11 protein-coding genes are annotated in these 11,420 nt (G+C 68.2%); 5 read left to right on the top strand and 6 right to left on the bottom strand.

All coding sequences use genetic code 11. The annotated features are described in order from the left end of the window. Positions 1 to 217: 217 nt before the first annotated feature. The 5 genes from U1T56_RS07025 to ssb form a co-directional block, all read right to left on the bottom strand. The gene (locus U1T56_RS07025) at positions 218 to 1,441 is read right to left on the bottom strand and encodes an MFS transporter (RefSeq protein WP_418158738.1); all 1,224 of its coding nucleotides are present in this window, start codon (positions 1,439 to 1,441) and stop codon (positions 218 to 220) included. A 124-nt stretch (positions 1,442 to 1,565) separates the two neighbouring features. Then, entirely contained in the window at positions 1,566 to 1,886 is a 321-nt protein-coding gene (locus U1T56_RS07030) for a heavy metal-binding domain-containing protein (RefSeq protein WP_418158739.1), read from the bottom strand. A gap of 222 nt (positions 1,887 to 2,108) precedes the next feature. Then, positions 2,109 to 3,278, bottom strand: a complete 1,170-nt coding sequence (locus U1T56_RS07035) for a tropomyosin (protein WP_418158740.1) — start codon at positions 3,276 to 3,278, stop codon at positions 2,109 to 2,111. Between the two features lie 122 nt (positions 3,279 to 3,400). Further along, a complete protein-coding gene (locus tag U1T56_RS07040) occupies positions 3,401 to 4,891 on the bottom strand; it encodes an MDR family MFS transporter (RefSeq protein ID WP_418158741.1) in 1,491 nt (496 codons plus the stop codon). A gap of 139 nt (positions 4,892 to 5,030) precedes the next feature. Next, a complete protein-coding gene (gene ssb, locus U1T56_RS07045) occupies positions 5,031 to 5,558 on the bottom strand; it encodes a single-stranded DNA-binding protein (RefSeq protein WP_418158742.1) in 528 nt (175 codons plus the stop codon). A gap of 120 nt (positions 5,559 to 5,678) precedes the next feature. On the opposite strand from ssb, the gene uvrA reads away from it, so the two are divergent. The 5 genes from uvrA (at position 5,679) to U1T56_RS07070 (ending at position 10,166) form a co-directional block, all read left to right on the top strand. Further along, a complete protein-coding gene (gene uvrA / locus U1T56_RS07050; protein ID WP_418158743.1) occupies positions 5,679 to 8,528 on the top strand; it encodes an excinuclease ABC subunit UvrA in 2,850 nt (949 codons plus the stop codon). Next, the gene (locus U1T56_RS07055; RefSeq protein WP_418158744.1) at positions 8,525 to 8,686 is read left to right on the top strand and encodes a hypothetical protein; all 162 of its coding nucleotides are present in this window, start codon (positions 8,525 to 8,527) and stop codon (positions 8,684 to 8,686) included. Before uvrA ends, U1T56_RS07055 begins: the two co-directional genes overlap by 4 nt. A 257-nt stretch (positions 8,687 to 8,943) precedes the next feature. After that, positions 8,944 to 9,225, top strand: a complete 282-nt coding sequence (locus U1T56_RS07060; RefSeq protein ID WP_418158745.1) for a hypothetical protein — start codon at positions 8,944 to 8,946, stop codon at positions 9,223 to 9,225. Between the two features lie 197 nt (positions 9,226 to 9,422). Continuing rightward, positions 9,423 to 9,797 (top strand): hypothetical protein, encoded by a 375-nt coding sequence (locus tag U1T56_RS07065; protein ID WP_418158746.1) that lies wholly within the window; start codon positions 9,423 to 9,425, stop codon positions 9,795 to 9,797. A gap of 87 nt (positions 9,798 to 9,884) precedes the next feature. Continuing rightward, on the top strand, positions 9,885 to 10,166 hold the full coding sequence (locus U1T56_RS07070; RefSeq protein ID WP_418158747.1) for a hypothetical protein: 282 nt from the start codon (positions 9,885 to 9,887) through the stop codon (positions 10,164 to 10,166). Between the two features lie 169 nt (positions 10,167 to 10,335). Here the strand turns inward: U1T56_RS07070 and U1T56_RS07075 are convergent, their stop codons facing one another. Next, the gene (locus U1T56_RS07075; protein ID WP_418158748.1) at positions 10,336 to 11,373 is read right to left on the bottom strand and encodes a hypothetical protein; all 1,038 of its coding nucleotides are present in this window, start codon (positions 11,371 to 11,373) and stop codon (positions 10,336 to 10,338) included. Positions 11,374 to 11,420 lie beyond the last annotated feature (47 nt).

Consider the following 11,420-nt stretch of genomic DNA (forward strand, 5'->3'; position numbering starts at 1 on the left):
GCCTCAGGAGAGCAGCAGCAGAAGGAACAGCCCGGCTACAACCAGCCAAGCGGCAAGGTGATCGCCTGGACGGACGTAGCCGAGCCGAGCCCCGTCACATATCGCCATGTCCCGCTTCCATCTTCGAATGGCCGATAGTCCTGCAGACTATCCCAGCTTTGGGCGGAGCAATCTGTGACCGGACGCACAAACCCCGGTCATGGGCCTCGAGGCGGGCTCAGCCGCCTGCTGCCGCCGGCTGCGGGCGACGCGGCGAGATCGAGACGGCAGTGAGAATGCTCAAGGTCATCACGGCAGCGGCGGTCGCGAACACGGCAGCCGGTCGGCCGGCGTCGAGCAGCGTGCCGATCAGGGCCGGGCTCAAGGTGGCGCCGAGATCGAGCCCGGAATAGACGAAGCCGAACACCTTGCCCGAAGCGCCCTTGGGGGCTGCCGAGCGCACCAGCATGTCGCGCGACGGCGTGGTGAGGCCGCTGAGAGCGCCGGCGAGCGTCACCATGACGAGGAGCACGAGCGGTGGCATGGCCACCCGGCCGACGAGGAGCAGGACGAGCGCGGCCAGCGCCAGGCCACCCAGGATGATGCGTTGATGCCGGCCGCTCCGGTCGGCAAGGACCCCGCCTGCCATGGTGCCGGCCGCACTGCCGGCCATGAAGGCGGTCACGGAGGCGGTCGCCACCACCATGGGCAGGCCGTAGAGCTTCGTCAGCGAGAGCGGCATGAAGCTCTGGAGCGCCACGAGCGCGGTCGACTGCAGGGCGAAGAAGGCGAAGCACAAGACGATCGGCAGGGCGGTGAACACTCTGAGATGGCCCACGAGCGCGGCGCCGGCGCCGACACCTTCCGGCGTGCGGTGCGCCGGGGTCTCGAGCAGGCTGCGGTGGGAGAGGACGAGGGCCGTGAGTACCAGGCCGATGGCACCACTCGCGAGCAGAGCCGCCCGCCACGATGTGGCGGCGGCGAGGGAGGCGACGAGGACGGGGGCGAGCGCCCATCCCACCGTGCCGCCCACCGTATGGATGCTGAACGCGCGCGCCATCCGGTTCTGGGCCACGTGATGACCGAGGATCGCGTAGTCGGCCGGATGGAACACGCTGTTGCCGAGCCCCATGAGGACGGCGGCGGGTAGGAGCATGGCCCAGCTCGGGGCGAGGCTCGCGAGGATGGCGCCGGCGCCGAGAAAGGCGAGGCCGCCGGCGAGCACGCGCGCGGCACCGATCCGGTCGACCACGAATCCGGCCGGCGTCTGGCACAAGCCCGAGGTCGCGTAGAACACCGACATCAAGAGGCCGAGCTCGACGTAGCTCACGCCGAAGCTCGCCTTGAGCAGCGGGAACAAGGGCGGCAGGACGAGCTGGAAGAAATGGCTGCCGCCATGGGCGACGCCCACGACGCCGATGATCCGGGCATCGTGCCGGAAGCTGGGAACGACGGTTGCCATAGCGGGCCCGAGCGAAGAGGGAGCTCAAGTCCGAGATGTAGGGGCGCTCATTCGGGAAACACCAGCTTCGGGGCGGACATCGTGCCGCAGCCCTGCCATGCGCGAGGCGCAGAGCGCGCCGGGCTCAGCCGAGTTTTACCGCCGTACCGCTGGCCGAGACCATCAGCATGCTGCCCTCCTTGCCGACGACCTCGTAATCGAGATCGACTCCGATCACGGCATTGGCGCCGAGCGCCTTGGCCTCCTCGACCATGTCCTCGACCGCACGGTCGCGGGCGCTCTTCAGCACGCGCTCGTACGCCCCGGAGCGGCCGCCGACCACGTCGCGAATGGAGGCGAAGAAGTCGCGGAACACGTTGGCACCCAGGATCGCCTCGCCGCTGACGAGGCCGTAATACTCGACGACGGGCCGGCCCTGGATCTCGCCCGTGGTGGTGACGATCATGCAAGCTTCCTTCGGTGACGGTCTGCCCCACGGGCAGTCCGATCCAGCTCCATGCCGGAGCGGATCGCGGACGGCAAGGGCGATCGGACGATGCGGGGCGGGCGCGGGCCGCTCGTGACCCGGCCCGTGCCGACCGAACCCGGACTGCCCGCAGGACGATGTAGAGCGGATGCCGCCGTCGCCGCTCGCGATCGGCAGCATTCCATGGCTCGCCGCCCGCGTCTATTGCGGGGCGGGCGCCCCCTGTTGTGGGGTGGACGATTCGGGCGCGGCTACCGGCGGATTCGTGGCGGTCTCTCGGAGCTGCTGCTGCGCGTCCCTGACGCTCTGCTCGAGCTTCGCAGCCTGCGCCTCGAGGCCCGAGACCCTGGCCTGGGCCTGCTCGGCGGCGCGCCCGAGCTGGTCGAGCCGGCTCTGCGCCTCCTGCAGCGCGGTCTGCCGTGCCGCGAGCTCCGCCTCGGCGGTGCCGGCGTCGGCGTGCAGCTTGTTGAGACGCGCCTCCGCCTCGCCCGCGGCGCTCGTGAGCTCGGTCATGCGCTGCTGCAGCGCCTGCAGCTCGGCGTTGATCCGGTCGCGATTCGCGGTCGCCTGCTCGAGCTCGCTCTTGGCCTGATCCAGGGCCGAGCGCCGCTTCTGCAGCTCGGCCTCGGCCGCGGCCGCTTCCTGGGTGAGCTGGGCGAGGCGCGCCTCGGTGCCCGACACGGCGGCCGTGAGCTCGGTCGCCCGGCTCTCGAGGCCACGGGTCCGGCCCGCCGTCTCCTCGGCCGCCTTGTCGGCCTGCTCCAGCCTGGCGGTCGCCTCCTCGAGCGCGGAGCGGCGCTTGGCGAGCTCGCCCTCGGCCGTGCCGATGTCGCTCGTGAGCGACTGCAGGCGCTGCTCGGCCGCCGCCACGCTCGCGGCGAGCTCGGTCGCCCTTGCCTCGAGCTCCTTGGCGCGGGCGCTCGCGGTCTCGGCCGCCTTGATCTCCTGCTGCCGGGCCGCGAGATCCTGCTGCGCCTGGTCGAGCTGTGCCTTCAGCGCGTCCAGCCGCTGCTCGGCGTCGGCTGCCGCCTGCCTCAGGCCCGAGACCTGCTGCTCGGCGGCTTTTTGCGCATCCTGCAGCTCGCGGGCGCGGCTCTCGCTCTGGCTCAGCTCGTTGCGCGCGGTATCGAGGCGTCGGGTGATCGCGGCGAGATCGCCCGCGGCCTGGCGCTCCGCCGTGAGCGTGGCCTCGAGCTCGGCGATGCGCTGCTCGCGCGCCTTGAGCTGGTCCTGGGTCGCGGCCAGCGTCCTTTGCATCTCGCCGAGGCGGCTGTTGCGCTCGACCACCACCCCCCAGCCGACGAGCGCTGCGAGCAGCAGCACACCGAGGGCGATCCACGCCGCTCGCGGCCATGTCGAGATCGAGTCCATCGGATAGGGCTCCCCCCTGCTTTCTTGCCCCATCCTAGCTACAGGCTCTTTCGTTGCGAGGCTACGGCGTCTTGATGCCGAATCACTGGCAGGCCGGCGCAGGACGCACGTCGAAGCGCCGCTCAGTGAACCTCGGTGGGCCGGACCGTCTCCGGCAGCCGTCCGCGTAGCGGCCGCTCCTCCATCGTGATCAGCCAGAGCAGGCTCGTGCCGAGCCCCAGAGCGGCGGCCGCGAACAGCAGACGGAAGACATGGCCGAGATCCATGCCGGCCGGGAGCGCGCTCTGCTGCAGGCTCTCGAGGCTCGCGCCCGGTGCCACGATGCCGCCCAGCACGATGGCACCGAAGGCCGCGACGGCAACCGCACTGCCGAGCGAGCGGAAGAAGTTCATGGCGCCTGTGGCGGTGCCGAGCTGGTGCATGGGCACGGCGTTCTGGATCGATACGGTGGTGACCGGGAGCAGCGTGCCGATGCCGACACCGATGATCCCGAGCAGGAGCTCGACGAGGGCGAGCCGCAGCCCATCGGGGCGCCAGGCAAGGAAGGCGAGGCAGAGCACGGCCAAGGCGAGGCCTGCCATGGCGGGACGCTTGTAGTGACGGAGCGACGTCATCAGCCGGCCCGAGAGGGTGGCGCCGGTGACGACTCCGCCCATGAGCGGGATCAGGGCGAGGCCGGAACGGCTGGCCTCGAGCCCGAGCAGGAGCTCGAAATAGACCGGGACGAAGATCGAAAGGCCGATGAAGGTGCCCATGCCGAAGCAGGCCGCGGCCGTGCCGCGCGCGACGACCGGGTTGAACAGCACCGAGAGCGGCAGGAACGGCTCGGCAGCGGTGAGGAGGCGCAGCGCGAACAGGACGGCGAGGATCGCTGTGGCAGCAAGGAGGCCCAGGATCGGCGCCGAGTTCCACGAGAAGCGCACGCCGCCCCAGTTGAGGGCGAGCATGAACGCCACCGTGGCCAGCACGATCAGGACGGCCCCGGCGAGGTCCAGCCGGTGCGGGCGCTCGTGCCTGGGCAGCCGGCGCAGCGTGCGGTCGGTCATCCAGTAGGCTCCGAGCCCGAGCGGCAGGTTGATCCAGAAGATCATCGACCAGTGAAGATGCTCGGCGAAGAACCCGCCCATGACGGGGCCGGCGACGCTCGAGGTCACGAACACGGCGGCGATGTAGGCCTGGTAGCGGGCGCGCTCCTTGGGAGCGAGGATGTCGGCGATGATGGTCTGGGCGAGCGAGATCAGCCCGCCGCCGCCGAGACCCTGGAGCCCGCGCGCCACGATCAGAATCAGCATCGAAGGAGCCACGGCGCAGGCGATCGAGCCCACGACGAACGTGGCCACGCTCACGAGCATCATCCGTCGCCGGCCGTGGATGTCGCTGAGCTTGCCGTAGAGCGGCGTCACCGCGGTCGAGCTCAGGAGATAGGCGGTCACGACCCAGGGCAGGTGCTCGACGTCGCCGAGCTCCCGCCCGATCGTCGGCAGCGCCGTCGCCACGATCGTCTGGTCCAAGGCACCCAGGAACATGGCGAGCATGATCCCGAGCATGATCGAGCGGATCGCGGCATGGTCGAGCGATGCCGCTGCCGGCGGCGCTGGGATTCCGGAACGCATGAAGGACCTCGCGGGCGGGCAGGTCGATCGGCTGCCCTGTCTGACGGCTCACTTGGCGCGGCGCGAGCCGCGATCAACCACCACCCGCGCCCTGTAGGCAAGCCGTGCAGGAGCAATCCCGGTGTGCGCGCAGCGGCGTTCAGAACGGGATGTCGTCGTCGAGCTCGTCCGCGATCTTCGGGCCGCCGCGCCCGCTGCCGGCACCCGGGCCGGACGGAGCGCGGCCCGCCGGTGCCGAGGAGCGCGGGGCAGGAGAGCCATAGACCGGCTCGTCGCCGAAATCGTCGCCGGGCCCGCCCCCACCACCGCTCTCGCCCCGGCTATCCAGGAGCGTCAGCTCGCCCCGGTAGCGCTGCAGCACGATCTCGGTGCTGTAGCGGTCCTGGCCGCTCTGGTCCTGCCACTTCCTGGTCTGGAGCTGGCCCTCGACATAGACCGAGCTGCCTTTCCTGAGATAGCGCTCGGCGACATCGGCCAGATTCTCGTTGAAGATGACGACCGTGTGCCATTCGGTGCGCTCGCGCATCTCGCCGCTCTGACGGTCGCGCCAGCGCTCGTTCGTGGCGATGCGCAGATTCACGACCTTCTGGTTGTTCTGCGTCATGCGCACCTCGGGATCGCGCCCGAGCTTGCCCACGAGGATCACCTTGTTCACGCTGCCGGCCATGACGCCTTGATACCTTGCTCGAGAGGACTGCTGGGCGCATTTAAGCGTACATCGCCCCGGCGAGCCAGCCCCGCGCGGCGCACGGCCCGGCACCCTCTCAAGACATCGAGCTGCATCAGCATGGACGACTTCATTCGGATCCGCGGCGCGCGCGAGCACAATCTCAAGGGCATCGACGTCGATATTCCGCGCCACAAGCTGGTCGTGATCACCGGGCTCTCGGGCTCGGGCAAGTCGAGCCTCGCCTTCGACACGATCTATGCGGAGGGCCAGCGCCGCTACGTCGAGAGCCTCTCGGCCTATGCGCGTCAGTTCCTCGAGCTCATGCAGAAGCCCGACGTCGACCTGATCACGGGTCTCTCGCCCGCGATCTCGATCGAGCAGAAGACGACCTCGAAGAACCCGCGCTCGACCGTGGCGACGGTGACCGAGATCTACGACTATATGCGGCTTCTGTGGGCGCGGGTCGGCGTGCCCTACTCGCCGGCGACGGGCCTGCCCATCGAGGCGCAGACCGTCTCGCAGATGGTGGACCGGCTCCTGGCTCTGTCCGAGGGCACGCGGCTCTACCTTCTCGCCCCGATCGTCCGCGGGCGGAAGGGCGAGTACCGCAAGGAGTTCCAGGAGCTGCTGCGCCAGGGCTTCCAGCGGGTGAAGGTCGACGGCGAGCTCCATGAGCTCGACGAGGTGCCGGCGCTCGACAAGAAGAAGAAGCATGAGATCGAGGTCGTGGTGGATCGCGTGGTGATCGCTCCCGACCTCGCCCAGCGCCTCGCCGAATCGATCGAGACCGCCTTGAACCTCGCCGACGGGCTCGTGATCGCCGAGAACGCCGACACGGCCGAGCGCATCACCATGTCGGCGAAGTTCGCCTGCCCGGTCTCGGGCTTCACGCTGCCCGAAATCGAGCCGCGGCTGTTCTCGTTCAACAATCCCTACGGCGCCTGTCCGGCCTGCGACGGCCTGGGCAGAAAGATGCTGATGGACCCCGAACTCATCGTTCCCGATCCCGAGAAGTCGATCGCGCAGGGTGCGGTCGAGCCGTGGTCGTCGCAGACCATGACCTGGTACCCGCAGGCGCTGGTCTCGATCTGCAAGCATTTCGGCGTCAGCCCCGACACGCCCTGGAAGAAGCTGCCGGCGAAGGTGCGCGAGGTGATCTTATGGGGCTCGGGCTCGGAGCCGATCCGGATCGAGCTCGAGGACGGGCTGCGAAGGTTCGAGAGCCGGAAGCCTTTCGAGGGTGTGGTCAACAACCTGCAGCGCCGCTGGCGCGAGACCGACAGCGCCTGGATGCGGGAAGAGCTCTCGCGCTACATGAGCTCCTCCACCTGCGAGGCCTGCAAGGGCTACCGCCTCAAGCCCGAAGCCTTGTGCGTCAAGATCGCAGGAAAGCACATCGGCGAGATCACCGACCTCTCGATCGGCGACGCGGCCGCCTGGTTCGAGGCGCTGCCCGCGACCCTCACCCCGAAGCAGCAGGAGATCGCGGCACGGATCCTGAAAGAGATCCGCGAGCGGCTGGGCTTCCTCAACAACGTGGGCCTCTCCTACCTCACGCTCGCGCGCGACAGCGGCACGCTCTCGGGCGGCGAGAGCCAGCGCATCCGGCTCGCGTCTCAGATCGGCTCGGGGCTCACCGGCGTGCTCTACGTACTGGACGAGCCCTCGATCGGCCTGCACCAGCGCGACAACGACCGGCTGCTCGAGACCCTCAAGAGCTTGCGCGACCTCGGCAACACGGTGATCGTGGTCGAGCACGACGAGGATGCGATCCGGAGCGCCGATCACCTGATCGACATGGGGCCGGGTGCCGGTGTGCACGGCGGCGTGGTCGTCGCCGAGGGCACGCCCGAGGAGGTGATGAAGGAGCCGGCCTCGCTCACCGGCCAGTACCTCGCCGGCATGCGCGGCATCGCCGTGCCCGCCGTCCGCCGCAAGCCCAAGAAGGGCAAATGGCTCGTGCTCGAGGGTGCCCGCGCCAACAATCTGCGGAACGTCACGGCGCGCTTTCCCTTGGGCTGCTTCGTCGCCGTCACGGGCGTGTCGGGCTCCGGCAAGTCGAGCCTCGTCGTCGACACGCTCTACCCGGCGCTGGCGCGCCGGCTCATGGGTGCACGCGGCCTGCCGGGCGAGCACGCCGCGCTTTTGGGCGTCGAGCATCTCGACAAGGTGGTCGATATCGACCAGTCGCCGATCGGCCGCACGCCGCGCTCGAACCCCGCGACCTACACCGGCGCCTTCACGCCGATCCGCGACTGGTTCGCAGGACTCCCCGAGGCCAAGGCGCGCGGCTACGGACCCGGCCGGTTCTCGTTCAACGTCAAGGGCGGGCGCTGCGAGGCCTGCCAGGGCGACGGTGTGATCAAGATCGAGATGCACTTTCTGCCGGACGTGTTCGTCACCTGCGACGTCTGCCAGGGCAAGCGCTTCAATCGCGAGACGCTCGAGGTCACCTACCGCGGCAGGTCGATCGCGGATGTGCTCGACATGACCGTGGACCAGGCGGTCGAGTTCTTCGAGGCGGTGCCGCCGGTGCGGAACAAGCTCGTCACCCTGCAGCAGGTGGGCCTCGGCTACATCCATCTCGGTCAGCAGGCGACGACGCTCTCGGGCGGCGAGGCGCAGCGGGTGAAGCTCGCGAAGGAACTCAGCCGCCGCGCCACCGGCCAGACCGTCTACATCCTGGACGAGCCCACGACCGGCCTTCACTTCGAGGACGTGCGCAAGCTCCTCGAGGTGCTGCACGCGCTGGTCGATGCCGGCAATACCGTGATCGTGATCGAGCACAATCTCGAGGTCATCAAGACCGCGGACTGGCTGGTCGATCTCGGCCCCGAGGGTGGTTCGGGCGGCGGGTGCATCGTCGCCGAGGGCGCGCCCGAGACGGTGGCGGCGACAGAAGCGAGCTACACCGGCCGCTATCTCGCCCGTCTTCTGCCGCAGATGGAGCGCCGCGAGATCGCGTGACCGACGTGCAGGAGCCGGAGCCTTTCGGCTCGCTGTTCCGGCATGGCGTACTGATCGGGGCATCGCAAGCCGTCGTGCATATCGGCTGCCTGCATATCCGACGGGTCGCCGATCTTCGAGATGCTGTGGCGCCTGTACTCAAAGTTGCTCGGGTGTGATGCAGCAGATGTCTGCATTGACGGATATCGACTGTCCATGTTAACGTTCAGAAAAAATAAAAAGATCGTTGATCCTCGGCCCAACCAGCAGTGATGCATCGCAGGAAAGCTGCCCTCATCGGGCAGGAATGAGCTGCATGCTGGAGGGCGACGATATGAAAGGCGACTGAACGCCGAGGTAGATCGCGAAATCAGCGTTGAGCTTGATCTCGCTGGCGAATCTGTCAGCTGGACTGTCATTTGCTGAGGAAATATTCATGAAGATCTTCGCCTTGACATCGGTTCTGGCGCTCGCGTTGGCGTTCCCGGCGGCCGCTCAAACTGTAGGCGGGAAGCCCACCTCGTCTGACAGGTCGCATCGCGCGATCAACAACCAGGCGGCTGTTAGCTGCAACCTCTGCTTCACCTGTGGCGGCGACTGGCCGGTGTTCGCGGGCTCGATCCGGTCCGTGGGCGACACGCCGACCGAGCGCGGCGCCGGCTGCAGTGGCGCGCTGCAGTCGCGCTCGGACGGCAGCCCGTTCCTGTGCTGCAGGTAAAGCTGCGGAAGGCCGGGGCGACGTCATCGCATCGCGCTCCTGTCGTTCCTTCTGTCGGCTCTCGATTCCGCTGACGATGCTGTCGGCTCGCCACCGGTCGAGAAGCGCCCGGCCGGTCCGGGCGGCGAGCGCGCTCGCTCCCCTGATGGGCAGCGGGGGCGGGCCCTGGCCCGAAGTCTCCGGGAGCGTGGCCGAGCTTGGCACGGCTCACCCCCCGGAGACGCGAGTCGGGACCGGCCGTCCGTATCCCGCGTCTTACTGCTCGCATGCTCATGCTGGAAATCCCGAAATGGTTGTCTGGAATGAAGATATGGAATACTGAAAAGTTTATACTCGAAGGTGGAGAAGAAGAGGGAACATTCACCCTATCGTCTCGCCAGAAGACATTATTCAGCGAGATTGTAGAAGTAAAAGGTTGCATTGACATCAGCCGTATGATTGTGATATGTATAACGAATAATCGCACCGGCTGGCCCTCGCAGCATCCGAATTCAACCTACCATGGTGCATCCGGCTTCGATAGAGTCAGGATGAGCCGTGCGTTGGAGGGTGGCGACATGAAAAGAGCTTGAGCGCCGTAAAGCTTTGCCAAACGAGCTAGAGAGTAGGATCGACCGGCAGTCATGCCGGCAGGTATGTCTTTTGCTGAGGGAATATCCATGAAGACGTTTGCCGTGGCATCCGTTCTGGCACTTGCGTTGGCGTTCCCGGCGGCCGCTCAAACTGTAGGCGGGAAGCCCACCTCGTCTGACAGGTCGCATCGCGCGATCAACAACCAGGCGGCTGTCAGCTGCAACATCTGCTTCACCTGCGGCGGCGACTGGCCGGTGTTCGCGGGCTCGATCCGGTCCGTGGGCGACACGCCGACCGAGCGCGGCGCCGGCTGCAGTGGCGCGCTGCAGTCGCGCTCGGACAGCAGCCCGTTCCTGTGCTGCAATTGAGGCTGCAGGATCGACCCAGAAGGGCGGGTCGATCGTCACAGCCGATCTACCGACCCGATCGTGAAGCGTAGATCGATCCGGTAGACCGGATCGCGAAGAGCCGTGCGCAGCGGGACAGATCGTTCCGCTGCGCATTGCCGTTCGATGGATCGAGGCGGCGGAAGCCGCCTCAGAGTCCGCAATTGGCCCAGCCGCGCCGCTGCGGCAGGAGGTTCGGGACGCGCGCGAGCCGGGCGTGCACGTTGTCCTGCCAGGGACGGAGCGCCGAGAAGGGATAGCTCATCACCACCTCGGGGACGACATCGGCCCAGCGTCTGCCCTCGAACAGGCGGAAATAGAGCGCCGTCTGCGCATAGTTGTCGGGGAACCAGAATGCGTTGAAGGCGAGCGCCTCGCGGTAGAGCTCGTCCTCGCCGAGGCCTTGCGCGGCGCCGAGCTGCAGGAGCCCGAACAGCGCCGAGCCGTGGTTGCAGTCCTGGAAGAACGTGCTGTTGTCGCAGCAGGGCCGGTAGGTGCTCTGCGCCACCCGGACCGCGAGCGCTTCCTGCTCCGGCGTCAGCTCGACGACCCGGAATCGGTTGAAGTACGCACCGCCGTTCTCCTCCCTGCCCAGCGTCCAGCCCGCGGTCGAGGCGAACCGGAACAGGAGATCGCCGTTCAGCGGGCTGTCCCGATTGCTCTCGAGGGCGTTGGCAAGCCCGATCGGCCAGAGGAGCTGCAGATAGTAGCCGACGTTCTCGCGGGTCAGGCGGATCGGCTTCGGCGAGCGCCAGGAGAGCGCTGCGCGCAGCTCGCCCGGCATTCCGGCCTGCGCACGGGCGGATGTCCGGCCCCGGACGAGGCTCAGTACGTCGTCGGGCGGCAGCGGCGCGCCACGGCGGCGGTGCTCGTCGAGAGCGAGGAGCTTTGCCGGCTCGACGACACCCTCGGCCACCAGCCGCACGATGCTGTCCCCGAGTGCGATCCGGCTCTGAAAGCCCTGCTCCGGCGCTATCTCGGCCATCGCCTCGGCAAAGAGCGAGCTGGCGCTCTCGGGTGTGACCGCAGCGACCTTGCCCGGCACGGCCCCAGCGAAAGCGAAGCTCCGGGCGGGTGCCGCGCGTCCGCCGACGGTAGCGGCAGCGAACGCGCCCAGTAGCAGGGTGCCGGCCTCGCGGCGGCCGAGCTTGCGACCCTCCGGTTCCGTAGCGCTCAAGCGTGCTGTCATGGCGATGCTCCGTGGGAGGTGCGCGCGATGGGCGAGCGCTCCCGTCG

Source organism: Benzoatithermus flavus (assembly GCF_037908215.1).
Lineage (GTDB): Bacteria > Pseudomonadota > Alphaproteobacteria > Geminicoccales > Geminicoccaceae > Benzoatithermus > Benzoatithermus flavus.